A 25360-nucleotide genomic window follows, 5' to 3' on the forward strand; every position below is an offset into this window, starting at 1 on the left:
GTTGATGAGTGATTACAAAGCTGAGTACATTTTTTTATAATAGGCAGCCTTTTGGTCAGCGCTCATTTTCTTGGTTTCGCGAACATCCTTTTGAATCTTTTGATAGTATTCATCGGTGGTTTTAATCACGCGTGCAGGTATGCCCACAGCAACGGAGTTAGAAGGGATGTCTTTCGTGACTACTGACATAGCACCCACGACCACATTGTCTCCGATTGTTACGCCAGGCAAAATGATGGTTCCGTAGCCGAGGTAAACGTTGTCGCCTATCGTAACAGTCTTGATGATATCCCAAGTCGGATGCTGATCCCTGAATATCCAAACCCCTCCATCATGCGTCTCAAAATGGACCTTTGTGGCTGAGACGTGGTTACCGATCTTTACAAGGTAGGGTTCGGTGCTGAAAGAGATTTTGTAAAACCTGCATCTTTCTCCCACCGTCGCGCCTAGCTCTCTTGCCCACTTTACCGGGTTGAAGAGCCTTAGATATAACAAATATATTTTTTTCATGTCTGAAAATATTAAGAATAGAACGTTGAGTTATAGACGCAAAACCAAGCAAACAAGCAACACTATTTAAGCTTTAAGTGGTGTTTATGGAGCAGATTAACTTTCATAAAGCTGGTAGTAATTATTCCCACATACCTCTATTGAAAAATTTTCGGTATAGAGCCGATTGATTTCACTCTTATCGATACCATCTTTGTTTAAAAGAAATTTTTTCAATGTCTTGATATACTGTTCCTCGCTGAAGTCACTGGATACAAATCCTGTTTTACCGTTTTCTATGATATCGACAACACCACTAACCGGAGTGCTTACCAGCGTACAACCGCAAGCCAGCGCCTCAATAAGTGTGATTGGCATACCTTCAAATAGCGACGAAATACAGTAAACATCACATAAAAAGAAGTAGTCTGCTACGTTTTTTTTGGGACCCAGGAATTGAATGTTCTCATCACTCATTTCCTTCAAGGCTTTGCCCAGGTCAGAATTGTCATAACCATCCCCGATGATCATGAGCTTCAATTTAAATCCTTGGATACGTAGGGCCTTTACTGAATTAATGAGCAGACCAAGATTCTTTTGTGAGGAACACTTTGCAATTGTAAGCAGTAATGTATTGTCCTCTTTGCGAAACGCATCTGTATATGACTTGGCTTCATGGAAAAGATTGGTCTTTTCGGGACGAGACCTGCCGTTATAAACAATTGTATCATTAGAAAGCCCTGTGTACGCTCTATATGATTTGCTATTAGTCACGGATATAGTAGCCACCTTTATCAAATCAAGTCTGGATAGAAACTTGACTATATATTTTAGCTTTCCAGGTAGGTCTACTCTCGCAATATTGTGTACCGTGTAGACATACTTACATCTCTTGTACAGTAATATCGTCAACAGGAGGTAGTCAAGGACACAATGAATATGAACAACATCGGGTTTTAAAAATTTGATTTTTTTATAAAGCTCGATGAGATAAGAGAAATTAAACCCATCCTCAAAGTTCATTTTAACGACCTTTACGGGCTTGTCCAGCTCAGAGACATAAAAGTCTTCGTTTCGTTCGCTTCGGCTTTTAAGTATGATTACCGTGACCTCATCTTCCCGCCTGAGTGCAAACTGGTTGCATAGTTCTACCACCAAACGCTCGGCCCCCCCAGGATTAAGCGCGTGGATTGTTTGTATTATTTTCATTTTGAAAAATTTGAGGGTTTTATCTGGAATGACTAGTGTCGCGTTTGCAAGCTTTTTACAGAAATTGCTTAGATAGTGTTAAGAAAATTTAATGCATTCTCTCGCTTCTTGACTATTACAGCTGGTACCCCCGCAACCATGCAATTATCCGGAACGTCTTTTGTTACTACCGAATTTGCCGCCACTACCACGTTGTTCCCTATTCGAACATTGCCTAAAACTTTGCTGCCTAGTCCCAGGAAACAATTGTCCCCAATGCGAGGCGCCTCACCCCGTTCATTTTGGCCGATGGTGACGCCGGGGTAGACACAAAGGTTCTTTCCAATCCTTGCCTTGCCATTGATAATAATATGTCCAAAGTGATAGAAGATAATACCTGGCCCACATGTATTTAAACCGATTTGAAAACCAAGCTTGTAAGAGAGCGCCCGCATCTTGTATGTATGATAACCTTTTAGTATCCTGTGTGACAATGCTCGTCCTGAATTATTCAAGTAGTACTCAGCGTGTCGGAGATGATACAAATACCTAACGATATATGCTTCTTGCCGTTTGAGAACGTAATCAGCAAACGTGGCCTGATAGAACTTTTTGTCCTCATTTAGATAATTTCTTAAGTCGGTCTTGCTAAGTATCATGTTCTGTCTGGAATGACTATGAACTTTTTATTTTGAGTAGATAGTAATAGCTTTTTAAAAACGAGTCTAATAAAAAATAGACATTGCTTTTCTGTACATTTTCATACACCCGGGCAAGAAACTTATTGGATATGCCGAAATTTATATCGGCACAGTCGGGATTTATTGCTCTAAACTTCCGTAGGTTAATTTTTCGCTCGCTGTATTGATATCTGCCTGATAGGAACAGGACACTGTGAAAATTGCTACACAGGCTCATGTAATTTGAATAGAAAAGCTTGGAAGGATTTAATCCGGAGCTAGTGAGCTCGTGTGACAGCTGATTAAGCTTTGAATACACGAAAATAATGTCTTCACACGTATTCCGGAATTTGTTAATACGAAACCCATCTCGCCAGTAATGGTAAGACGGTGCTCGTGACACCTTGACGTTGTTAACAAAGCGAAGATATGATAGTACGAACAAAGTGTCTTCTCCCAGCCTTACTGAGGTGTCAAAAAGAACACTGTTTTCTAAAATAATGCGCTTGTCGAAAAGTTTTCCCCAAACTGGACGAACTAAATGATGATTAATGATTTGATTTATGATAACGGTTGAATTTCCAAATGAGCCGGCACCAGGTTCAAGGTCTATTGTTTCTTCTATCGTCGATTTGCCGTCTTGGTGAATGGTGCATCCACAAATGGAAAAATCAGCATTTGAATCGTACAAGTTCAGGAGGTAATCTGAATCTACGAAATCATCTGCATCAATGAAAGTTATATAGTCGCCGCTCGCATGCCTGATTCCTACATTGCGGGCATTGCTTACACCTCCATTGCTAATGGTCAAAACTTTGAATCTGAAATCAGCTGAACAGGTTTCCTCACAAATCTTTTGTGAAAGATCGCTGCTGCCATCATTAACAAGAATCACTTCAAAGTCTACAAATGCCTGCTGCTTTATAGACTCGATGCACCTTTCCAGTGTCTTTTCGCCATTATATATGGGAACTATAACGGAAATTGGTTTTCGGTTGCTTGTATCCATATTCCAGTTTTGGATAAAGGAGCTTAATTTTATAAAGTAACACGACGGTCAAATAGGTGTAATATAGACCTACGTTCACATCGCCGTTCATCGTGACGATGAGTAAATAGGCTCCGACGATCAACGCCGCTTCAAATCGAATGCCCCTAAATATCTTGGGTTTGATCAGCAAATAGAAGAATACAATGTACAATACAACCCCCACCACTCCGCCATTCGCCAGCAGCGGCATCCAAACACTTTCAGCACCGTACAGTTCAAAGTTCGAAGCCTTTAATGCGTTAATGTAGCCAAGTCCGTTTCCGAAAATAGGAGCTTTTGAGAATGCACCGAGAACAATAGCAAACTGGTGCTGACGCATGGAGATCGAACTACCACCAACATTTTTTGAACTGGAATCGAATGCAGAGGAGACCATTTCTAGTACCGAGTCGTCGAGGAAAGGAATAGAAATTACAACGCAAAGCAGTAGCAGCGCAACAAATCCAATTTGCCGTTTGAGTGTTGTTCTGAGAAGAAGCGGCGAGAGAAGGCAGTACGGAATAATAACAGACCTTGACTTGGTTATAAAAACCCCTACGGTTACCAAGCCTATCAGTATTAAAAGGTACGATTTGTTCTGCTTTATTAACAAAGGAAATCTGCTTTGGATTATTAATTGCAGGAAGAGAAATGATATGATGTAAACCCCAAATATAAATGGGTTCATAAAAAAAGACTGGACTCTTATCCCTCTGCTTGACTCCACATATGACCAAAGTTTTGCTGTTTCAAGCGTTGTTGGGATCTGAGCGAGCTCAAAATCAATGACAGGGTTTGACTGAGTCAAAAAGGTTATAATCCCATATAACAGCGACGCAATAATGACAAATGACTGCACTTTTAACGTGAAACGCAGATCCTTAATATCGTTGATACATGCTCCAATAATATGCACAATGACCAGGTTGTTTAACGTGGATTGTACTGTTTTCAGAATTGTGGTGCTAAAAACATTCTCAGGAATGAATGTCGATATCAGATAGGAAAAAAATAATGTGACTGTGGCGTTAAAGAAGGGATCGTTTACTGGACTCCGCTTGTATTTTATAAAGAACATTGCGAAGAAAAACGCATTAGCGGAAAACACTATCGTAAGCGCAGGGGAAGAAAATTTTAGACATACGGCGTCGTGAAAAAGTATCGACAATGCGGCCCATGCCAATACCGTTTTCTTGAAGTTCCAAAAGGAAGACCCCAGCAGCAATACAAATGCAATATAATACAGCGTCATGGAAATTGCGTTTTGCTCGCGTTACCATAGCTCCGACCTGTCAGTGTTACGAGCCTTATGGTAACAATGTGATTTAGTTCAGCGCCTCTTGGAGGAATTGAATGGATTCATTTTTCTTTTTTTCATGCAAAGAATTTACATGCTGCCAATCAATCTTTTTTGCTACAACTGACTCCACAGATTTTGCGCTGGTTACTAATCTATCTTCCAGATCAAAAATTCGTAGCAAAGATGAGAACCTCGTGAGACCCCGTTGCACGTTACCCCATACCAGAAACGGCTTATTAAATATAATAGAGAATACGACCGCGTGAAACGAGTCCGTAATAATGAACTCGGCATCATTAAATGCCTTCAACCATTGTTCGACTGAGTATTCGATGTTAAGCTCGATCGGAACATTTTTTTTGATACTAGGTTTGGATGGGCTAAATGAAGTTACATTCAGCTGCTTCTCAATATGCTTAATGGCACTGGTCTTTTCATCATTCATATCCAGAATGTAGGAAAACAAGGTTCCCCCACTATGTATTTTGTTTGATGTTTGAAATAAATCAATATAAGTTTGGCGCTCGATAAGTAATGTCGGGTCAAGCACATGCTCAGCTTTTACATTAAAATGAGCGTTGCACAAATCAACCGCAGAAATTTCGCGTACCGATAAACTATTAAACTTTCCAATCAGTCTTTTACATTCTGCGGCTTGGCTGATGGAATATTCCCATGAATCCGTGCCAAAGGACGGGGCGTAGGCGATACGTTTGGCGGTTGAGTTTTCAGGTAGAAAGGAAAAGTAAGCTTCCGCGATGTTCGGGTAATATTTAGGCCGCCAAATCTGATCACTTCCAACTACGAATGCATCAAAACTTCTCAGCTCTTCATCGGAATAAATGGCGGATTTCGAAACCAAAGGAATGTGCTTATCAACAAATGGCCTGGTGATGCGCGAAGCATTTTCTTTCAACTCGTCGATGTTAAAAATCACATTGTCTCCGCGGAGCCACTTAATCGTGTTTTTAGAAAACTTGATAGCCCTTTTTACTAGCGGAATATTTTGCTTATCTGGTTGAATAACAAATGCCTGGTGACCAAGAGCCGACAATGCTTTTTGGAGCGCGTAAGCCTGCAAAATCCCACCGTAGTTGGAATGGAGCGGGAGGGTTATTATGCCTATTTTCATTTTATATTGATTGAATGCCAGGAACTAGAGTGTTTTTAGAACTTCATTTAGAGGCCTACGCTCGGAAAGGGTCACTCTAAACTTTTCACGCGAAACTCCAATTGGGATTATACAAATGATTTTTTGCGATTCCGGTATGGTTACAAATTGACTTAGCTTTCTTTCCGCAGTTACTTCTTTTCCCCAGTTCGCCGGGCAATTTGCAATCTCGTAGTAGTGCAGCGAGTAGAGAAGATTCATTAAAAAAATTCCGCCGTCTACGTATAGCTGATTTCGCTCTCCAATAGTATAGTAGAAGTTTCTGTCGTTAGTCAATATTAGGAGCTGACTGACATTTTTGCCATAGCCTTTGAAGCCCCCCTGGACTTCCAGCACACGATCGATTTTTTCCTTGTCCTCTATCAGATATACGTTACTTGCTTGGCGGTTACAAACAGATGGAGCGGTCAGCGCGAGTTCGATTGCACGGTCAATTACATCTTTCGGAATTTTTTCTCCGGTGAAATCACGGATACTTTTTCGCGAATGAGCGAAGACTTCAAATTCTGATTTGTTTGAGCCATAGAATTTTTCTCGGTTGTATTCAATTACTCCATTAAAATTTGGAGAAGAAGCTTCGCCAAGAATCTTTTGATATTTTTTGTATTGTTCCTCCGTGTAAAAAGATGTTATGTCGACTTGCAGTTGTTGGTGTAGCTCATAATATTTACATATAACCTGGTATGCAACACGCAGCTGGGAGTTCTGTGCTGCATGGCGGATCACTTCTTCAAGATTTAAATATTTATGAAGCCTCAGAATGCGCTCTTTTGCAAACGCTGGTTTCATTTGTTCAAATAGCATTCCTTTCTCCAAGCCATGATAATCGAGAATGATTTTCGCCTCGATTTTCTTAATATTATCCACTTTAAAAACAGTGGAATGTTTCTTGAAGAGGACATAATCCGCGTAAAAGTTAAGTGCCAGATTCTTTACGAAGGCCATTCGCAGAAAACGATCTTGGCCCACTACTGCGATGATTGCCTTTTTACCTATTGCCATCGGAATAAATATCTTTTGTTTTCTAAACTGTCCCGAATGTTAAAGCGATCGTCGCTTACATCTTGGAAAATCTTAGTTTGATTTGACTACTTAGTGTTTCTTTTTCTATGGATGTGAGCCCTAATGAATATGCGCTCAGCGCCGTTGTTATGACGGATAGGCTGCCCACAACTAAAAATCTCACGATGCCGTCGCTCATATTCTGAGTGATCAACATGGGTGTATAATAGGAAAGAGCGAAGCATGCAACAGATACGAGCAGCACTTTCGTTATAAATACACCGATCTGCAAATCGAGCATTTGCCGAAGTATCAGTAATCTCAATGCAAGGCAGACGATCGAATTAGCTATGGAGCAGAAGAACACCGTTTCGGGAGCAAGGCCAGTCGAAAGGAGCACATATGCAATCGGCAGGTTTAGTGTCATTACGCCACCAACGATTAGCTGATACCTTTTTATGTTACCGGTCGCCTGTGCGGCTGCCATTAATGGGTACGAGAAACAGTCGATAAGTGTGTTGATTAAAACTAGTTTGGTGAAAAGAATAGTGTGGTCAGGAACTTTTGCTAACCAGATTTCCAAAATGAAACGAGTTTCAATAAGGACAGGGATCGAAATCAATGATAACAGCAGAAACGAAAACTTGGATGTCTGAAACACCAGGTGCAGCATTTTGGTAATATCTTTTTGCGCATAGTACTTAGTTATCTGAGGACGCGATGCTACCAGGAAATTTTGCACAAATTGATTAACAGCAGTATTAATCTGATAAGCAACCGCCCTGGCCGCATTTACAGTCGGCCCAAAGAACATATTCAGTACTATGTTCAGGCCTTGGTTGTTGAGCGCACTTGCTAGCGCGCCAATCAGGTTCCAGCCAGAATATGTCGCAATTTCACTAAACAGTTTCTTATTCCAGTAAGGAGTATATCTGCATTCGGAATACTTTCGCCTACAATAAATCTGATAGATCAAACTCGTTGCGGTGGTCACACCGAAGAGCAATACCGCATATAGTTTCAGCTTATCCGAGGAAAAAAGAACAAGAAGATAGACAATAGCCAACTTCAAAAGGGCCTCTACAACACTTACATATGCATAAACTTTCATGTCCTCATGGGCGATGATTGCAGCATTGTAAGGCACAGCAAACATGGTCATGATAAATGAAAATACAGAAAATTGATATACCCAGAAGACACTGTCGGTTCTACCGAGGGGAATATTCATTTTGTTGTTCAAGAACCATAGGCCAACTGTTTCTGCAACCAGGAAGATCGCGACCCCTACTAAAATATATATAGATAGGGTCATACTAAACGTCTTTTGCAGTTGTACGTGATCTCCTCTCCCTAATTCGTAGGCAAAGAAACGTTGCGACGCTGTCGCCAGCGTGCTGCTCAAAAATGAGAACATCACGACAACACCTCCCACGACGTTGTAAAGCCCATAGTCAACCACACCAAGTGTTTCCAGAACTACGCGAACTGTGTAAAATGAAACGCCCATGGTGAGCAACATCCTGACATACAGGAAGAGGGTGTTTTTTGCTATCCGGTTCGTATTTTGAGTCGCTGGTTTGGTCATCTCATTTAAACTACTGTATATGTCAGATGTTTGGAAGAATGATCATGCGAGGTTTACTGAAACTTTCGCGTAGGACTGAAACCATTTTGCAAATTCCAGTATACCATCTGTCAGTTTCACTTCTGGTGTATAATTCACGATGTCCTGTAATTTGTCCTGGCTTGCCCAGGTCCTGGGTACATCGCCGGGCTGCATGGGCATGAAATCTTTCTGTGCTTCGGCTTCGAGTCCTTTTTCTAATTCTGTGATAAAATCCATCAGATTAACCGGTGAACCATTTCCAATGTTCAGCACCCGATACTTCGGTGTTTCATCGAAACCTGTCACGGTAGTTTTAGTAATGCCATTCACGATGTCGCCGACAAATGTGAAATCCCGTTCCATTTCACCGTTGTTGAAAATCTTAATAGGCTTGCCTTCACTGATTGCGCGAGCGAAAAGCATTGGAGCCATGTCTGGTCTGCCCCAGGGACCATAAACAGTAAAAAATCGCAAACATGTAATAGGGATACCATAGAGATGACTGTAAGCGTGCGCCATCAATTCGTTGCTCTTTTTGGTAGCGGCGTATAGGCTGACGGGTGTGTCAACTTTGTCTTCTTCTGAGAATGGTATTTTTGCATTAGCGCCATACACAGATGAAGAAGATGCATGAACCAAATGTTTTGGCGGAAAGTGCCGGCATGCCTCCAAGATGTAATGAAAACCGATGACATTTGATTGTACATAAACATCTGGATTTTCAATAGAATATCGGACTCCTGCCTGAGCAGCAAGATTGATCACATAATCAAACTTCTCAGATTGAAACAGACTGAATAATTGCTGTTTATCTTCCAAATCCATTCTGACAAACCTATAAGCACTGTGAAGTTTGCTTTGTACGAGGCTGTACCATTTTACAGATTCCTGTTCAATTCCAGCTTCCTGCAAGCGTGCGTACTTAAGCTGGGGAGAATAATAGTCGTTGATATTATCCAGGCCAACAACATCAAATCCTTCGCTGAGTAATTTATTTACAGTGTGAAAGCCTATAAAGCCAGCACTTCCAGTGACAAGTACTTTCATTTTGATAATGGTTAAATGGAATTGAATTCCTCAAATTTGTAACGAAACATTCAAATGCAGACTTAGACTGCAAATTGCTCAGCAGACCTCGCTCTCAACCCGATTTACAGCTTCTCTTCCGATACTGAAGTAAGTGAATCCTAGCTCACGCATCGTTGAAATTTCGTACAGGTTTCGTCCGTCGAAAACGACTTTTGCTTTAAGAAGTTTGCTCATTTTGTCAAAATCAGGCGTTCTGAATTGAGGCCATTCTGTAAATATCATCAGCGCATCGGCATCATCCAGTGCTGCGTAAGCAGTATGGCAGTAAGTGATATCAGGCAGAAGCTGTTTGACATTATCCATTGCTTCCGGATCGTACACAGCCACATTCGCGCCGGCAGCTGTCAAAATTCTGATATTTTCAAGGGCAGGCGCTTCACGGATGTCGTCTGTATAGGGCTTAAATGCTAGTCCCCAAACTGCAATTGTCTTTCCGCTCAGACTTCCGCCGAAATATTCTGTTATCGCTGGAATCAACTTCGTTTTCTGGTCGTTGTTGACGGCCATCACAGCATGCAGTGTGCGAAAGTCGTATCCGTAGTCCTGAGATGTTTTAGCCAGTGCTTGCACGTCCTTCGGAAAGCAACTACCTCCATAGCCAATTCCCGCAAAAAGGAACCGTTTGCCAATTCGGCTATCCGTACCGATTCCCTTCCTTACATCGTCTACATTCGCACCCAGCCGCTCACACAAATTTGCAATCTCGTTCATGAACGTGATCTTCATAGCCAAAAAGGAGTTAGCTGCATATTTGGTCATCTCTGCGGAACGCTCGTCCATAAAAATGATCGGATTTCCCTGACGGAGCAGCGGCGAATAAAGCTTCTCCATTACCTTCTTTGCATTCTCGGAGCTAGTTCCTACGACCACACGGTCCGGCTTCATAAAATCTTCGACAGCGACCCCTTCCCTCAAAAATTCCGGATTGGAAACCACGTCAAAATCAACCTTGGCGTTTTGTGCAATCTTTTCTCTTACTTTTTCTGCCGTACCGACTGGAACAGTGCTTTTGTCAATGACAACCACATAATCTTCCAGCAACGGTCCCAGTTCTTGCGCAACACCAAGTATGTACTTAAGGTCCGCAGACCCGTCCTCGCCCGGTGGAGTGGGTAAGGCCAGAAATATCACTTCTGCATCTTGGATTCCCTCCGACAGGCTTGTAGTGAATTTCAACCGCTCTTCAGCGATATTTCGCACAAAAAGAACTTCAAGTCCAGGTTCAAATATGGGAATTTCACCGCGTTGCATTCGCGCAACTTTGTTTGCGTCAATATCGACGCATGTAACCTGATTTCCGGTTTCAGCAAAACAGGTACCCGTTACAAGGCCGACATAGCCCGTACCTACAACTGCTATTTTCATATGAATAGGAGTATTTGTTAACTATGTTGATCGAATTTGAAGCAATTCGGCAAGCAGCAAATGGATGCTTGCAAATAGGACGCGATGGCGGACGATGTCCTGCGCCAGGGCGCGGGAGAAGAGATCTTGTTTTTCATGTTATTAACGTTGAGTAAATAGCCCTTATTCAATCTTGACCCACCGGCTTGAAATTGAACACATGCTACAAAATTTTAAAGTGCCGACCTTCGGATGATAATGTTGACCAAACCAACTTCGTCGGGCACTCTGGAATTCGAATAGGAAGCAAGGTCAAATCAATTGAATACTCATTGACTTGACCTAAGGCTTAAACTTTGCCTACCAGCTTTTTCAGACGGGAACCGACAGATTTCGAACCTCCTTCCAGTTCTTCCGAATAGTAGCCGTAACCATATCCCCCATAACCGTATCCGTAACCATATCCGGCACCGTAGTTCACACCATTGAAGATGACGGAAAGGTTGTTAAAGCGACGAGCCCGTTGCAAGTCTCCGATGCGTTTAAGATGGTCATGGATGGTGTAGTTAAAACGAACCAGATAGAGTGTCGCGTCAACATGCTCAGCGATCAAGGCCGAATCTGTAACCAATCCGTACGGAGGCGAATCAATCAGGATATAGTCATATTTATGCCGTAGTTCTTCGAGCAGTACAGGTAGCTTTCCATTACTCAACAACTCTGATGGGTTGGGAGGAATAGGACCACTTGTGAGTACATCAAACTTCGGATGCACGCCTGTCGACTGAATGAAATCCTCGTAGTTACCCTGGCCGATGAGGCTGTTTGAGGCACCGAAACGGTTAGGCACACCCAAACGCTCATGTAGCGTAGGTTTCCGCAAATCGAGGCCTATGAGCAGTACGCGTTTATCCGAGTAAGCGAGACTGGCTGCCAGGTTAATACTTACGAAACTTTTTCCTTCCCCACCAATCGAAGATGTAAACATAATCACCCTACACGTGCCATCTCCAAGATATTGCAAGTTGGTTCTAAGAGCTCTGAATTGTTCAGCCACAGCGCTGCGGCTGGTCATTTTTATAATCGACTCTTCACCTGGAACACCGTTTACAGTACCCTTCATCTGCCCGATCTCACCCAGGATTGAAGAATGAGTGACCTTTTCGATCTCTTCTCGAGACTGTATGGTATTGTTAATCATAAAGAGGAAATTGATTAGCAATACTGGAAGTAAAATTCCTACCAGTGCCGAACCTAGCCATACAAGCGATGGCTTAGGCTTAATCGGATTAAAGCTGGAAATAGGAGCATCGATTAGGCGGCTATCTGTTACGGTAGAAGCATAGGCCAATGCAGTTTCTTCGCGCTTCTGAAGCAAGTACAGGTACAGCTCTTCTTTGATAGACTGTTGTCTCTTGATGCCGACAAATTCGCGTTCTTTTTTGGGGATGCTTTGCAAGCCGGCGGAAAATCTTGTATTGATACCTTCCAGATTGCGCTTGGTTACCGCCATCCCCCTTTTCAGGTTTTGTACGTTTTCTCTGATTGACTGGCGAGTACCCGCTAGCTGGGTGTTAATAGTTTGCAATAGCGGGTTGTTGGGAGAAGTAGTACGCGCATATCGCTCGCGCTGCAACTCCAGATCATTAAATTTGGTCAACAACGATACCAGGACGGGATCATTGATCATATAAGTCGCCGGCGCAACAGCACCTTCCCCGGCGTTCTGTATGTAGTTCTCGACGCTCTCCAAAATGCTTATCTGAGTATTCACCTCATTAAGTTTCGAGTCGTTTTCTTTAATATTTTCCAGGAAAAGCTTGGATTCTGTACCAATGTCAGTAATCCCCTGCGTTCTCTTATACGACTCGACATCCTTTTCAACATCTCCAAGCTCGCCCGTGATAAGGCCCAACCTGTTTTCTATAAATTTAAGCGTATTGCTTGCTTCGCTGTTTTTGTCTCCAAGTGATGATTGTACATAAACATCCAGAAGCTTATTTAATACATCTTTCGAACGCTGCGTATCGACGTCTTCATAGCTGATTTCAAGCACAGTGCTTTTCGTGTTCGGCTGTTCTACGGTCAATCGGCTCAGCATGCCTTCTGTCAGGTTCTTAGTGTCTTTGAAAGTCACAGTAACTTTGTCGTAGGTGGACTTTGGCCCCTTCAACACAACAAAAGCTCCCCAAGCATTCGCGAACCTTTGATTGAAACTGAACACTTTCTCCTCATTATTAAATCTGAAGTGATTTTCATCAACAACATGTACAACCAAAGGTTCTTTCAGCGCGAACTCAGTTATTACTTCAGGCTTAACAACTACCGGGCTCCGTTTATAAAGAGAAACGGTTCTCAGTCCATCGCGCGTTGAATATGAAACGTCTAACGAGAGCTCCTTGATGACCTGCTCCATTAGTGTTTTAGATTTTATAATCTCTAATTCATTTTCAACAAGCTTGTTGCCTCCGAACTGAGTGCTCAGTTCGGAAAGGATATCGCCCTGCGATCCGCTCAGACCTTTTTTCTCATCCTTGATCAAAATACTGGTTTTGGTATTATATACAGGTGATGTAGTCTGCAGATAAAAGAACGCTGCGATGAAAGCGATGCAGATAAATACGGGGAAAAGATACCAGTAGCGGTAGTATCTTCTAAGGTATTCGTTCAGGTTGAACTCTTGTTCTTCCTCCTGGAACATTGGGTTCATACCCTCGTTAGTTGTTAAATCTTTCATGTTGAGTAAAATGCCGTTTTGAGGAATTTATTAACGTGTTAGGTTGAGGATTAGAATACCGAGTGTGCTTATTCCGCCCACAATAGTTACAATTAACGGTATTGTTCTAATTCTGCTGTCCGTGTCAAGCATTCTAGCTTTCACAGGTTCAACATAGATCACGTCATTCTTGTGTAAATAGTAAAAGGGCGAGTTGAAGATTTCGCGAGACGTTAGATCCAATCGGGCATATTCTCGTTTGCCGTTTTCTTCTCTTATAACCATCACGTTGCTGCGGTTGCCATAGATGGTCAAATCCCCGGCAAGACTTAGCACCTCGGGCAGGGTAATCTTTTCATCGGGGATCACGAACACGGCCGGTTGCTTTACTTCTCCCAGAACAGAAATCTTGAAGTTCAAGTTGCGAACTACAACAGACGGCTCTTTCAGAAAATCAGTAAGTCTGTGTCGGATAGTATCCGCTGCAACCGAAGTGCTCAGGCCTGCGACCTTCAACTTCCCAATCAACGGAATTTCAATGTTGCCATCGCTGTCAACCAAATATCCAAGCGGTTGAAGTCGGGCGCCGCCAGCATTGACAGAGTAGTTAGTACTCGGAGCGGAGATGGTGTTAGGTGTATTGAATACCTCGTTCGCTTCTGCATTCAAGCTCCCAACGACTATTGAAAGTATATCGCGCGATTGAATCTTAGGTACGTAACTTTCCTCTACCTGCTGTGAATAATACCTTGTTGAGTCTCCTTGGAAATATACAATCGATTTCGGGGAAACGCAGGAGGTAGTTCCTCCGATTATTGCGATATAGGCAATTAGCAATATGCCGGCAATGCTAGCAAACTTTTTAGAGTGGGAAAACATAAATAAACGTTGAGTAAATAGTGTATTTTGTGTAAATAATTGTCATTGAGCGCTTTATTAATCGTGTGTGTTGTGTCTCTTACAGCAGTCAGAAGAGCTTATATTTAATAAAAATAGCTTTTCTTAATCTGGACATCCTGCTGGCCGCTGATACGTACTTGATATTGTCCAAGTAAGGCTGCGCGAAGAAATCTAAGACAAATATAAAATAAATTCAATTATTGTGTCTAAAAACTTGTAAGTTTTTCATTTTGAAACGGATATCGCGTTATCCAGTTATGCTTGTTACTTCTCTGTATCATATCCAGATGCTGAATCTTGTGCGCATCGGTGCCTAAAAAAGTAATCAGGTTGTTTTTCAGAAGCCATTCAGCCATCTTGGTGATATTCTCCCCGTAATATCCGGTCAGCGACAAAATGTTCACTTGAAGTTCGCATCCGCCATCTGCCAGCTTTTTGTAAATCGATGGGTCCGAGTAAAAGTAAGTATACCGCTCAGGATGGGCCAGTACCGGTTGATAACCCTTCTCAATGATGGAAAAGAGCGTTTCCGAGGTGTTCATCAATGGAGTGGAGTAGGGGAGCTCAACCAGCAGGCGGTTTCCGGGGAGTGTCAGCAGGTCCTTTCCAGTGCTAAGCAGCTGATTGAAGTGTTCATCGAGAAAGTATTCAGCGGCCGCTCCAATCTGGATGGTCAGCCCCGCCTCTTTGCTGGCCTGTCGAACTTCTTCTAGCTTTCCAAGGATAATTTCGGGTGTGTTGCGGTAGCAATCCCACATCACGTGTGGGGTTGTGATGAGTTGCCGATACCCGAGACTTTGCATTTTCGAGACCATTGCCACCGCTTCGGCCACCGTTTCAACGCCGTCGTCGACGCCTGGGATCATATGGGAATGGATGTCAATTCCAATATGTTCCAATGTAACGTGCTTGTTTACCTTCTTGTTAAATAACCAGTTGAGCATATCGAATCCGGCCAATGCGTTAGATAATGTACACAATTAGAAAAATGAAATTACCTAAACTGCATGGCCGCAGTTGTGAGTTTACCTGAGTTTCGATCAAAATAAATTAAAATAGTCCGAACGTCGAAAAATATCGATAGGAAATTTTAAGAATTAACCGTTTGGTAACGAATTGTATTATTCAGTGGTCTGTAAGTTCGAAGCAATCTGCCTGAATTAATGGTCAAAATTGCTTTTGGCCGGTTGTAGCTCGCATTTAATGCGCTATTTGTACAATCTTTCCACGCTTGGCTAGCTACGCAAAAAGTGGCAGATGGTATAATGTGAGGTGATTTTTGCACTATTCTGATGTCATTAATTTCTCAATAATATATCTACAAAAAATGTGCCGGAGATTGCCCGCTAGTCGAAATTGTGGCGGGCCAGCAGCTCCTGATGTCGCCAAAGCTCGTTGAAGAGCGGACTGTTTCGTCGTAATTGTGCAAATGAACCTTCATCCGCAATGTAACCATCTTGCAGTATATATGTGTAATCAAACTTCGCAAGCAAATGCAAACGGTGTAGTGTAGATATCACCGCTTTGTCCGAAAACTCCACAAACATCCTGTCATAAATCATCGCCTCCGTCTTCGGGTCAATGCTGCTCGTCGGCTCGTCGAGCAGCACGATGTCGCTCGTGCGTGCGGCGAGGATGCCTCTTGCGAGTGCGAGGCGCTGCTTTTGGCCGCCGGAGAGGTTCACGCCTTTCTCCTGGATGTTTGATTCCAGGCCGTTCGGCAGCTTGCCGACCACATCTTCGAAATGCGCCGTTTCGCACACTTGCATAATGTCCTGTTCGTCGAACGGCAGGCCGAGCGTGATGTTGTAGGCAATGGTGTTCTCGAATATCTCGGGGTCTTGCGGGAAGAGCGTCACCTGGTCGGCGAGCATCTCGATGCCGGCTTCCTGCTGGCCGTCGATCGTCACTTTTACGTCGTTTTCAGGCTGGTACAGTCCGCGCAGCAGCGCCAGGAGTGTGCTTTTCCCGCTGCCGCTTTCCCCGATGAAGGCAATGCGCTCGCCGCGGCGGATGCGGATGTCGAGGCCGTGGAGGCTGTGTGCCTGCTTTTTGGCGTCGTACACCTCGCCGTGTGAGAAGTTAAGGTTGCTGATGTGGATCTCGCGCCAGTTTTCGGGGAGTTCGCCGACTTCGTCCAGGCGGTGGTGCACGCGGTAAGCGTCGCCTATCGCGCGGGCGGTTTGTACTTCCGTATTGTAGCGGATGATTTCCGTGTATTGCCAGGCGATGTCCTGGAATACGCTTGTAAACTGGTTGACGTAGCTGAGCAGCGTCACCAGCCCGCCCACGAGAAATACCTCGCCCGGCACATAATGCTGGTACACATAGCCGACCGTCACCACAATGTAAATGACCGCAATGAACACGCTCGCCACAAACCATTTCCATTCGTTGATCACCACCGAGCGCCGGAATGGCGGGAATACGTCGGCTACTTTGCCCATCAGGCTCACTTTCATCCGCTTTTCAAGTCGTAAGGTGATCACGGTGATAATATTGGAAAGGCTATCGAACAACGTGGAGGATACAACGTGCTCCTTCTCGTTCGATTCGTCGAGCGCTTTAATGAACGGTTTGTCGAATTTGAATATCACATACACATTAATGACGCCGATCAGTACGCCCACCGCGCCAAACAGCGGCGAAAACCAGATGATCGCAATGAATGAGAATATGAATTTGGCAAATGCGTGCAGGAACATGAAGCCGTTCTGAAAGAAGTCTTTCAGGGCTTCGTAGGCCTTGCGGATGCGGTTGATCGTCGCGCCGCTGTGGTGGTCCTGATGCCAGCGGATCGGTAAATGCAATGCCTGGTGATACAGTTCGTCGAGGAAATTGCGGCTGAGGTCGAATGCCAGCTTGCGCTCCATCACGCGCGCGGGGCCGTGGAAAGCCCATTCGAGCAGGGTGAGGCCGAGGTAGGCGCCCGCGTACCACCACACGTTGCGTAACGTTTCCTCGGCATCCTGCTGGGTAGACTGGATAAACCATCCATATAATAGCGGGTGCGCGGCCAGCACCAGGTTGGCCAATACAAACATGCCGTACACGAGCAGGTACCGGCCCCGCTGCTGGCGGGCATAGCGCCACGCGGTGGCGAGCAGGGATAAATAAGGGTTTTTCATGTGCTAATCAATGCGCCCGGGGCGGCAGGAAGGGTCCCCGGCTCCATACAACCACAAATCGCCGCCGAAGGTTGCCCGCCGGTGGGTAAACTTTGTGTGAAGGATCAGTAGTTTTTTGGACTTTGCGGTTTACTTACACGTTAACCGATTTGACAAGCCACCTTTTTTGAACTACCAAACCGGAATTTTTATGAGAAGACTAATGCATATTTTTTGCAGCACTGTTTTGCTGAGCATTGCCCTGGGAATCTCCGCCCACGCACAGGACGGCTGGATCACAATATTCAATGGAAAGGATTTTACCGGCTGGAAAGTCGGCGCCAATGCGAATTCCTTTTCGATCGAGGATGGTACCATCAAAGTAGCCGGGCCGCGGGCGCATCTTTTCTATGAAGGTCCCGTGAAGAACCATATGTTCAAAAATTTCGAGTTCAAAGCGCAGGTGAAAACAATGCCGGGCTCCAATTCCGGTATTTTTATCCATACCACCTACCAAGAGGACGGCTGGCCCGCGCAAGGTTACGAAGTGCAGGTGAACCAGTCGCACACCGATTACAAGCGTACCGGCAGCCTGTATAATATGGTGGACGTGAAAGAAACTTACGTGAAGGACAACGAATGGTATACCGAGTACATCAAAGTGGAAGGAAAGCACATTACCATCAAAATTAACGACAAAGTGGTGGTGGATTACGAAGAAACTGATGTAGACAAACGTCAGGGCGATATGAAGAACAAATTCCTGAAACAGGGTACATTTGCCTTGCAAGCGCACGATCCCAAGAGTGTGGTGTATTACAAAGACATTCAGGTTCGGCCATTGACCGAGTAACCGCAGCCTTTCCATGGAAGAAGAAGTTCATTTCGAATCAATACTGGAACGCCTCCCCAAACCGGGAGGCGAATTTTATATGGTGGTGCCCGACGACGTGGCCGCGCAGTTTACCGAGGGCCGCAAGCCAGCGCGTGTCCGCTGCGTGATCAATGGCGCGGTGCATTTCCAATGCGCGATCCGGCCGCGGGGTGGGGGAGGCTTCTATATTAATGTAGCCACGGCCCTACGGCAGCAGGGCAAACTGGTGCTGGGCCAAAAACTGCATGCGGCCGTCCGCAAGGACGACAGCGAGTACGGCCGCGACATGCCCGAAGAATTGCAGGAGCTGCTCGCACAGGACGACGAGGCGAAGCGGTTGTTCGAAAGTGCCAAACCCGTGAACCAGCGGGCCATTATCCATTACATTGCCAGCGCCAAATCGGTACAGGTAAGGATCGATCGTTCGATAATGATGACGGACCGGTTGAAAAATAGTCGGATAACGTAGCGGTCAGATATTGTCAGATGTGGCCAGGAATTGTGTTCCTATCAATGACAATACTTGTATGACAGCAAATGACTAGACCTGACCAAAAAGGTCATTCCTCCCGGCTGGTCACATTCCGGTACTGACTTGGTGAGATGCCTTCGGATTTGCGGAATTGTCGTCCGAAATAGTTCAAATCCGAGAAGCCGAGCTGGTAGCAAATGTCCGAAATACTGTCTTTCGTGTGTGAAAGGAGTTGTTTGGCTTTTTTAATTTTCTCCCTCAATATGAAATCCAGCGGGCTGATGCTGAACTCGCGTTTGAATGCGCGGTAGAATGAGGCCCGGCTCATGCATGCTTTTTCGCTGAGGTCTTCTACCTGGATCTTTTCATTGATATTGGCCTTGATGTAGTTCACCACAAATGCCAGGGGATTGTCCTCGTGCTGGTACGCCGCGTCGTCGGTGGCGGCCAGGTGCTGGGTTTGGATAATGTGCACAATGAGCTCCTGCAACGTAAGGTCCGCCAGGATATCCTTACCTAATGCGCTGCCCGAGCAGATTTTGATGAGCTTGTTGAGCGTCTGCGCGAGTTCGATATTATTGAGGAAATGGTATTGGTTATGCTGCAACGACCAGAACTGCTGCCGGCCTTCGCGCGGGTAAGTTTCGCTGAGGCGATCGACGATTTGCTGGATCTTCGTATGGTCGATCGCGAGCGCGATACATTGGGTAGGATTATCGCGCTGTGCTTCGGGGAAGTCGATTTTCATCGTCACGTTTGCCGGAACGAGCACCGTTTCGCCCGGCAGGTAATCGAAGCCCGGCTGATCGAACAGGTGCATCACCTTCTTTCCCCGCAGCATGCTCGTCACCACAAAATCCGGAAATGTAAGTGGCACCAATGCCGACGGCTGCAAAGTCTCGAACAAATTCAGCTCACAGTTTTCCAGCGTGAAAGCCCTGCGGTTCTCCACCAAAGTTTTCAGCGATTTCTCCCCCGAAACCGCCACCTGATCCAATCTGAAACCTGCCGCCATTGTTCCTCTTTTAATTAAATATTCTTTTCCAAACCACTACAACCTCACCCAATCCAACATACCCCCTGACCATTCCCGACCACAAATGACGACCTTCCTCCATCCTCGCTTCCTCCATACTCCATCATTAAATATATAACTCTTTTTCGAAAAAATGAGATAATTATCCTAACACTTGACACGATCGTGCCAATGAATAACGCGCTGCGAGGCTAGGTTTGTATTATCAATCATTTCTTAAATAACCTTTCATCATGGATACGATCACCGAAAACACGGGAGTTGAGAGTAAAACGTACAGCAGTGAAAATTTGGCTAAACGGCCTGATTTCAAGGAAAAATATGATAACTATATCAACGGCCGCTTTGTAGCCCCGGCTAAGGGCGAATATTTTGAAAACATTTCCCCTGTCGACGGCCGTGTGTTTACCAAGGCAGCGCGGTCGACGAAGGAGGACGTGGAGGCTGCACTCGATGCGGCGCACGCGGCGTTCCCGGCTTGGAGCAAAACTTCCGCTACCAACCGCAGTAACCTGCTCCTGAAAATCGCGCAGGTGATCGAGGACAACCTCGAATACCTGGCCATTGTAGAAACGATCGACAACGGCAAGGCCATCCGCGAAACCCGCGCGGCCGATTTGCCCTTGTGCGTCGACCATTTCCGCTATTTCGCCGGTGTGATCCGCGCCGAGGAAGGCAGCATTGCCGAGCATGACGAAAACACCGTTTGCATTAACCTGCATGAGCCGCTCGGCGTGGTGGCGCAGATTATCCCCTGGAATTTCCCGCTGCTGATGGCCACCTGGAAAATCGCCCCGGCACTGGCGGCAGGTAACTGCGTGGTGGTGAAGCCCGCCGAGCAAACGCCCACTTCCATCATGATTTTAATGGAGCTCATTGGAGACATTCTGCCTCCGGGCGTGCTTAATATCGTAACCGGTTTTGGTGTGGAAGCCGGTAAGCCGCTTGCCTCCTCACCGCGCGTGGCGAAGGTGGCATTCACGGGTGAAACCACCACGGGCCGCCTGATCATGCAATATGCTTCGGATAACCTCGTGCCCGTTACGATGGAGCTGGGCGGCAAGTCGCCGAATATCTTCTTCCCGTCGGTAATGGACGCCGACGATGAATTTCTGGACAAAGCCATTGAAGGCGCCGTGCTGTTCGCATTGAACCAGGGCGAGGTGTGTACCTGCCCGTCGCGGATGCTGGTACACGAGAGCATTTATGACCGCTTTATAGAGCGGGTTATCCAGCGGACGAAAGCCATTAAAATGGGCCACCCGCTCGACGGCACCACCATGATGGGCGCCCAGGCGTCGAACGACCAGTACGAAAAGATTTTATCCTATCTCAATATCGGCAAGGAGGAAGGTGCCGAGGTGCTCACCGGCGGTGCGGCGCAGCGTTTCGAGAATGGCATTTCGGGCGGTTACTATATTCAGCCGACGATTTTTAAAGGCCATAACAAAATGCGGATCTTCCAGGAAGAAATTTTCGGTCCGGTAGTGTGCGTAACCACGTTCAAAACCACCGAAGAGGCCATTTCCATTGCAAACGATACCCTTTACGGATTGGGCGCGGGCGTGTGGACGCGCGACGCGCACGAGCTGTACCAGGTACCACGGGCGATCCAGGCGGGTAGGGTGTGGGTGAATAATTACCACGCCTACCCCGCCCACGCTCCGTTCGGAGGCTATAAAAAGTCGGGATTTGGCCGGGAGAACCACAAGATGATGCTGGGTTACTACCGCCAGACCAAAAACATGCTGATTTCGTACGATAAGAACAAGCTGGGATTTTTCTGAGGATGTTATGACGGAGCGCGTTCTGATTGCTCCCGAAGCCGAAAAGGTCGTGGACCAGCTTCGGGAGCTGCATGGAGAGCTGATGTTTCATCAGAGTGGCGGTTGCTGCGACGGCTCGCAGCCCATGTGTTTCCCGAAAGGTGAGTTCCGCGTGTCGGAAAGCGATGTGATGCTGGGGGAAATAGCGGGCTGCGGGTTTTACATGAGCCGCGACCAGTTCGAATACTGGCAGCATACCCAGCTGACGATCGACGTGGTGCCCGGCCGGGGCGCAAGTTTCTCGTTGGAGATCCCGCTGGGCCTGCGTTTTATCACCCGTTCGAGACTTTACACGCCCGAAGAAGCCAGCGATCTGACGGCAGTCAATGGCTGAAAACCGCATGAATGCAAGAAGGTGCGAAGCCGCCATGTAGTGTATATTTTACACAATGGTTTTCGCACCTTTCTTGTCGTTTTAGTACTTATTGGTTATATTTGTTCAAATCGAGCGGTTTGCTGACTGGGAAAATCAAGGTCAGCTCTATCTATAACATGTCTGTAAATCAACGGATTTGCAGATTTTAAAAGCTGAATTTTGAATTTCAACGAATTTGAACTCCACGAAGACGTGCTGAACGCCGTGGATTCCATGAACTACCAACAGGCAACGCCTATCCAGGAGCAGGCTATACCACACATTCTCAGCGGCAAAGACCTGCTCGCCTGCGCACAAACAGGAACCGGCAAAACAGCCGCCTACCTGATCCCCATTCTAGACAAAGTTGCACACGAAGCCAACGAGCACACAGGCGCATTGATCCTCGTGCCCACGCGCGAGCTGGCCGTGCAGATCGACCAGCAAATCCAGGGCCTCGGCTATTTCGTTGGCGCTACCAGCATTGCGGTTTACGGAGGCAACAAAGGACCCGAATGGGACCAGCAGAAAAAAGCATTGACCCAGGGCGCCGACATTATCATTGCCACGCCAGGCCGCCTGATTGCGCATTTGCAATTGGGCTACGTCCATTTCCGCGACCTGCGGCACCTGGTCCTTGACGAGGCCGACCGCATGCTCGATATGGGTTTCCTGGGCGATATTCTGAAAATCATGAGCTACCTGCCCAACGAGCGGCAGACACTGATGTTTTCGGCCACGATGCCCCCCAAAATCGGCGATCTGGCGAAGCGTATATTGAAAGAGCCGGAAGAGATCAGGTTAGCGGTATCACGCCCGGCCGATCGGATTGATCAGCAGTTCTACCTCGCGAAAGACGAACAGAAACTGCCTTTGCTGATGCATTTGCTGAAAGGCGTCGAGAATATCAGCATGGTGCTGTTCACCTCCCGTAAATCGAACGTGGAGCCCATCGTTCGCGCGCTGCGCAAACTGGGCCTTGGTGCACACGGCATCTCATCGGATTCCGAGCAGGGTGAGCGCGAAATTGTACTCCGTGATTTCAAAAACCGGCAATTTCCGATACTCGTGGCGACGGACGTGCTATCCCGCGGCATAGATATTGATAACCTAAGCCATGTGGTGAATTACGACGTCCCCCGCGACCCCGAGGATTACGTGCACCGCATTGGGCGCACGGCACGTGCCGAGTCAAAAGGCACGGCGATGACGTTCATCAATGAGCAGGATCAGAAATATGTTTTGAAGATCGAAAGGCTCTTTGAAAAGGAATTGGAAAAGAAATCCCTCACCGCGGAACTGGGTTTAGGCGAAGCTCCTTTGTTCGAGCCGCCACGGTTACGGTCGGGAGGGCGTAATAAGAAAAACAGGAAGAAGCCTGCACCCGGCGCACCTTCCGGGCGGAAACCACATCGCGAGGCCAGGCCCCGGCAAGGTGGTGACGCAGGAACGGATTCGGCTGGTGTAGCGGCTGTTTCATCAGGAACGCCTGCCGCAGGATCGCCTATCGCAGCGTCGGCTGCCGGAGGAACGCCTCGCGGAGACGGTGCGCAGCGTAAGCGTAGAAATAAGCGGCGGAGACCTAAGAAGGATCAGTCCCAAACTGTAAACCCCACTGAGGCATAGGCCTCTCGATCAGTGTTGGTCAGACGTGAGCATTGTTTGTCTTGCTTAACCGTCATGAAAGAACTTAAATTACGTACACTTGGACCGTTTGATAGATTGGATAAGGAATCATAAATTCAGCGTATCCGATCCTCCCATTATCACGATGGAGGGTTTGTTCTCGCTGCTGCTGCTTTTGCTTTTAAGCTTGCTTGCGGTGTTTTTCCACCTTGTCCGCATCCTCTTCAATTCTCCGGTTGATTTTTCGCTCGACTGGAACCTCTTTCTGAGCTGGATACCGCTCATTATCGCTTTCCTCGCGGATAACCTCACCAAGCGTTTCGGGCATATACCCGTTGTGCTGGGCATTCTCAGCATCGCGTGGCTAGCATTCTTTCCCAATGCGCCTTATATGATCACCGACCTGGCCCACCTCACGGTGGACTACCAGCGGGACCTCACCTGGCACGACATCATCATGCTGTTCTCGTACGCGGAAGTGAGCCTGTTCAATGGCCTGGTGTCGCTCTACTGGATTCACCGCTCCTGGCGCAGGGTGTTCGAGCGAAAAGCTGCTAACACATTGCTGCTCGTGAGCTTACCGCTGGCGGGTTTCGGGGTATACCTTGGCCGCGTGCGGCGTATGAACAGCTGGGATATTATCCATGAACCGCAGGCGATCATCAACAGTGTTTTCGAAAGCCTCCTCGACCGTACCGCGTGGGTACTTTCGATGGAAATCGGGATGCTGCTGGGGATACTCTACCTCGTCCTCTGGGGCGTAATCCGCTTCCGGATCCGGCATTCGAAAAAGAATACCGAATCGGGAAACCAATAACCTGGCATGCAACCCCTGGAAATCCTGTACCGGAGCGACGACCTTGTCGCCATTAACAAACCCAATGGCCTGCTCGTACACCGTTCGCCCATTGCCAGCGATGCGGACGTCTTCGCGGTGCAGCTCCTGCGCGATCAGCTGAGCCAGAAGGTATACCCGGCCCACCGCCTCGACCGGAAAACTTCCGGCGTACTGCTCTTCGCCCTCAACGAAAACGTGAACAGCGAAATGCAGGGGAAATTCATGGAAGGCGAAATCACCAAAACCTACCACGCGATCGTCCGCGGGCACACAGCCGACCGCGGCGAGATCGATTATCCATTAAAACGCGACGACGGCGTAACGCAGGATGCCGTAACCCATTTCGAAACGCTGGCACGCGCCGAAGTACCCTTTGCCCTCGGTAAGCACGCCACCTCGCGTTACTCCCTCGTGCAGCTCAACCCATTAACCGGCCGGATGCACCAGCTGCGCAAGCACATGGCCCACATCATGCACCCCATCATCGGCGACCGCCCGCACGGGTGCAACAAGCAGAACCGGTTTTTTAAGGAGGAGCTCGGGATGATTCAGATGATGCTGCATGCGGTGTCGGTGGAATTTGTGCATCCTGTTAGTGGTCAGCATGTGACTATTGTGGCGCCTTATTTGTCTGAATTTGTGAGGATGAGAAGTGTGCTTGGTTTGGAGTAAGTTGGAGTTTGTCAAAATACAAATGCGGGATACACC

At 46.6% G+C, this 25360-nt stretch carries 22 protein-coding genes; 7 read left to right on the forward strand and 15 right to left on the reverse strand.

The window, feature by feature from the left end; translation table 11 throughout:
- Positions 1-12: 12 nt before the first annotated feature.
- The 14 genes from DFER_RS00270 to DFER_RS00335 all read right to left on the reverse strand — a co-directional run bounded on the left by DFER_RS00270 (position 13) and on the right by DFER_RS00335 (position 17646).
- On the reverse strand, positions 13-510 hold the full coding sequence (locus DFER_RS00270) for an acyltransferase (protein WP_012779675.1): 498 nt from the start codon (positions 508-510) through the stop codon (positions 13-15).
- A gap of 96 nt (positions 511-606) precedes the next feature.
- Positions 607-1698 carry a glycosyltransferase gene (locus tag DFER_RS00275; protein WP_012779676.1) on the reverse strand — a complete coding sequence of 364 codons (1092 nt, stop codon included), beginning with the start codon at positions 1696-1698 and terminating at the stop codon, positions 607-609.
- A gap of 68 nt (positions 1699-1766) precedes the next feature.
- Positions 1767-2336, reverse strand: coding sequence for a serine O-acetyltransferase (locus tag DFER_RS00280; protein ID WP_012779677.1), 570 nt, complete (start codon positions 2334-2336; stop codon positions 1767-1769).
- 16 nt (positions 2337-2352) lie between these two features.
- Entirely contained in the window at positions 2353-3366 is a 1014-nt protein-coding gene (locus DFER_RS28975) for a glycosyltransferase family 2 protein (RefSeq protein ID WP_012779678.1), read from the reverse strand.
- Entirely contained in the window at positions 3317-4639 is a 1323-nt protein-coding gene (locus tag DFER_RS00290) for an O-antigen ligase family protein (protein ID WP_041734600.1), read from the reverse strand. Before DFER_RS00290 ends, DFER_RS28975 begins: the two co-directional genes overlap by 50 nt.
- A 73-nt stretch (positions 4640-4712) precedes the next feature.
- Positions 4713-5819 carry a polysaccharide pyruvyl transferase family protein gene (locus DFER_RS00295; RefSeq protein ID WP_012779679.1) on the reverse strand — a complete coding sequence of 369 codons (1107 nt, stop codon included), beginning with the start codon at positions 5817-5819 and terminating at the stop codon, positions 4713-4715.
- Positions 5820-5843: 24 nt separating this feature from the next.
- Complete coding sequence (locus tag DFER_RS00300) at positions 5844-6860, reverse strand: nitroreductase family protein (protein WP_012779680.1); 1017 nt, start codon at positions 6858-6860, stop codon at positions 5844-5846.
- A 55-nt stretch (positions 6861-6915) separates the two neighbouring features.
- Entirely contained in the window at positions 6916-8448 is a 1533-nt protein-coding gene (locus DFER_RS00305) for a lipopolysaccharide biosynthesis protein (RefSeq protein WP_012779681.1), read from the reverse strand.
- A gap of 42 nt (positions 8449-8490) precedes the next feature.
- Positions 8491-9516 carry an NAD-dependent epimerase/dehydratase family protein gene (locus tag DFER_RS00310; RefSeq protein WP_012779682.1) on the reverse strand — a complete coding sequence of 342 codons (1026 nt, stop codon included), beginning with the start codon at positions 9514-9516 and terminating at the stop codon, positions 8491-8493.
- A gap of 78 nt (positions 9517-9594) precedes the next feature.
- Positions 9595-10923 (reverse strand): UDP-glucose dehydrogenase family protein, encoded by a 1329-nt coding sequence (locus DFER_RS00315; RefSeq protein WP_012779683.1) that lies wholly within the window; start codon positions 10921-10923, stop codon positions 9595-9597.
- A 328-nt stretch (positions 10924-11251) separates the two neighbouring features.
- Positions 11252-13639, reverse strand: coding sequence for a GumC family protein (locus DFER_RS00320; RefSeq protein ID WP_012779684.1), 2388 nt, complete (start codon positions 13637-13639; stop codon positions 11252-11254).
- A 30-nt stretch (positions 13640-13669) separates the two neighbouring features.
- Positions 13670-14497, reverse strand: a complete 828-nt coding sequence (locus tag DFER_RS00325; RefSeq protein ID WP_012779685.1) for a polysaccharide biosynthesis/export family protein — start codon at positions 14495-14497, stop codon at positions 13670-13672.
- A gap of 227 nt (positions 14498-14724) precedes the next feature.
- Positions 14725-15462 (reverse strand): tyrosine-protein phosphatase, encoded by a 738-nt coding sequence (locus tag DFER_RS00330; protein ID WP_012779686.1) that lies wholly within the window; start codon positions 15460-15462, stop codon positions 14725-14727.
- A 402-nt stretch (positions 15463-15864) separates the two neighbouring features.
- Positions 15865-17646 (reverse strand): ABC transporter ATP-binding protein, encoded by a 1782-nt coding sequence (locus DFER_RS00335; RefSeq protein WP_012779687.1) that lies wholly within the window; start codon positions 17644-17646, stop codon positions 15865-15867.
- 190 nt (positions 17647-17836) lie between these two features.
- Between DFER_RS00335 and DFER_RS00340 the strand changes: the two genes are divergently transcribed.
- The gene (locus DFER_RS00340) at positions 17837-18478 is read left to right on the forward strand and encodes a 3-keto-disaccharide hydrolase (protein WP_041734602.1); all 642 of its coding nucleotides are present in this window, start codon (positions 17837-17839) and stop codon (positions 18476-18478) included.
- A 13-nt stretch (positions 18479-18491) separates the two neighbouring features.
- Positions 18492-18968 carry a YdeI/OmpD-associated family protein gene (locus tag DFER_RS00345; RefSeq protein ID WP_012779689.1) on the forward strand — a complete coding sequence of 159 codons (477 nt, stop codon included), beginning with the start codon at positions 18492-18494 and terminating at the stop codon, positions 18966-18968.
- 91 nt (positions 18969-19059) lie between these two features.
- On the opposite strand, the gene DFER_RS00350 is transcribed toward DFER_RS00345, so the two are convergent.
- Positions 19060-19986 carry an AraC family transcriptional regulator gene (locus DFER_RS00350; protein WP_012779690.1) on the reverse strand — a complete coding sequence of 309 codons (927 nt, stop codon included), beginning with the start codon at positions 19984-19986 and terminating at the stop codon, positions 19060-19062.
- Positions 19987-20240: 254 nt separating this feature from the next.
- Here DFER_RS00350 and DFER_RS00355 point away from each other — a divergent pair, with 254 nt between their 5' ends.
- The 5 genes from DFER_RS00355 (at position 20241) to DFER_RS00375 (ending at position 25324) form a co-directional block, all read left to right on the forward strand.
- Positions 20241-21794, forward strand: a complete 1554-nt coding sequence (locus tag DFER_RS00355) for an aldehyde dehydrogenase family protein (RefSeq protein WP_012779691.1) — start codon at positions 20241-20243, stop codon at positions 21792-21794.
- A gap of 7 nt (positions 21795-21801) precedes the next feature.
- Positions 21802-22167, forward strand: a complete 366-nt coding sequence (locus DFER_RS00360; protein WP_012779692.1) for a DUF779 domain-containing protein — start codon at positions 21802-21804, stop codon at positions 22165-22167.
- Between the two features lie 201 nt (positions 22168-22368).
- Positions 22369-23814, forward strand: coding sequence for a DEAD/DEAH box helicase (locus DFER_RS00365; RefSeq protein WP_012779693.1), 1446 nt, complete (start codon positions 22369-22371; stop codon positions 23812-23814).
- 79 nt (positions 23815-23893) lie between these two features.
- On the forward strand, positions 23894-24631 hold the full coding sequence (locus tag DFER_RS00370) for a DUF1361 domain-containing protein (protein WP_229206136.1): 738 nt from the start codon (positions 23894-23896) through the stop codon (positions 24629-24631).
- 6 nt (positions 24632-24637) lie between these two features.
- Entirely contained in the window at positions 24638-25324 is a 687-nt protein-coding gene (locus DFER_RS00375) for a pseudouridine synthase (RefSeq protein ID WP_012779695.1), read from the forward strand.
- Positions 25325-25360: the final 36 nt, after the last annotated feature.

It is taken from the genome of Dyadobacter fermentans DSM 18053, assembly GCF_000023125.1.
GTDB classification, from domain to species: domain Bacteria; phylum Bacteroidota; class Bacteroidia; order Cytophagales; family Spirosomataceae; genus Dyadobacter; species Dyadobacter fermentans.

Excerpts from the sequence above, each read along its gene's own strand:
- DFER_RS00270 (WP_012779675.1), bottom strand. The coding sequence starts at position 510 with ATGAAAAAAATATATTTGTTATATCTAAGGCTCTTCAACCCGGTAAAG.
- DFER_RS00275 (WP_012779676.1), bottom strand. The coding sequence starts at position 1,698 with ATGAAAATAATACAAACAATCCACGCGCTTAATCCTGGGGGGGCCGAG.
- DFER_RS00280 (WP_012779677.1), bottom strand. The coding sequence starts at position 2,336 with ATGATACTTAGCAAGACCGACTTAAGAAATTATCTAAATGAGGACAAA.
- DFER_RS28975 (WP_012779678.1), bottom strand. The coding sequence starts at position 3,366 with ATGGATACAAGCAACCGAAAACCAATTTCCGTTATAGTTCCCATATAT.
- DFER_RS00290 (WP_041734600.1), bottom strand. The coding sequence starts at position 4,639 with ATGACGCTGTATTATATTGCATTTGTATTGCTGCTGGGGTCTTCCTTT.
- DFER_RS00295 (WP_012779679.1), bottom strand. The coding sequence starts at position 5,819 with ATGAAAATAGGCATAATAACCCTCCCGCTCCATTCCAACTACGGTGGG.
- DFER_RS00300 (WP_012779680.1), bottom strand. The coding sequence starts at position 6,860 with ATGGCAATAGGTAAAAAGGCAATCATCGCAGTAGTGGGCCAAGATCGT.
- DFER_RS00305 (WP_012779681.1), bottom strand. The coding sequence starts at position 8,448 with ATGACCAAACCAGCGACTCAAAATACGAACCGGATAGCAAAAAACACC.
- DFER_RS00310 (WP_012779682.1), bottom strand. The coding sequence starts at position 9,516 with ATGAAAGTACTTGTCACTGGAAGTGCTGGCTTTATAGGCTTTCACACT.
- DFER_RS00315 (WP_012779683.1), bottom strand. The coding sequence starts at position 10,923 with ATGAAAATAGCAGTTGTAGGTACGGGCTATGTCGGCCTTGTAACGGGT.
- DFER_RS00320 (WP_012779684.1), bottom strand. The coding sequence starts at position 13,639 with ATGAAAGATTTAACAACTAACGAGGGTATGAACCCAATGTTCCAGGAG.
- DFER_RS00325 (WP_012779685.1), bottom strand. The coding sequence starts at position 14,497 with ATGTTTTCCCACTCTAAAAAGTTTGCTAGCATTGCCGGCATATTGCTA.
- DFER_RS00330 (WP_012779686.1), bottom strand. The coding sequence starts at position 15,462 with ATGCTCAACTGGTTATTTAACAAGAAGGTAAACAAGCACGTTACATTG.
- DFER_RS00335 (WP_012779687.1), bottom strand. The coding sequence starts at position 17,646 with ATGAAAAACCCTTATTTATCCCTGCTCGCCACCGCGTGGCGCTATGCC.
- DFER_RS00340 (WP_041734602.1), top strand. The coding sequence starts at position 17,837 with ATGAGAAGACTAATGCATATTTTTTGCAGCACTGTTTTGCTGAGCATT.
- DFER_RS00345 (WP_012779689.1), top strand. The coding sequence starts at position 18,492 with ATGGAAGAAGAAGTTCATTTCGAATCAATACTGGAACGCCTCCCCAAA.
- DFER_RS00350 (WP_012779690.1), bottom strand. The coding sequence starts at position 19,986 with ATGGCGGCAGGTTTCAGATTGGATCAGGTGGCGGTTTCGGGGGAGAAA.
- DFER_RS00355 (WP_012779691.1), top strand. The coding sequence starts at position 20,241 with ATGGATACGATCACCGAAAACACGGGAGTTGAGAGTAAAACGTACAGC.
- DFER_RS00360 (WP_012779692.1), top strand. The coding sequence starts at position 21,802 with ATGACGGAGCGCGTTCTGATTGCTCCCGAAGCCGAAAAGGTCGTGGAC.
- DFER_RS00375 (WP_012779695.1), top strand. The coding sequence starts at position 24,638 with ATGCAACCCCTGGAAATCCTGTACCGGAGCGACGACCTTGTCGCCATT.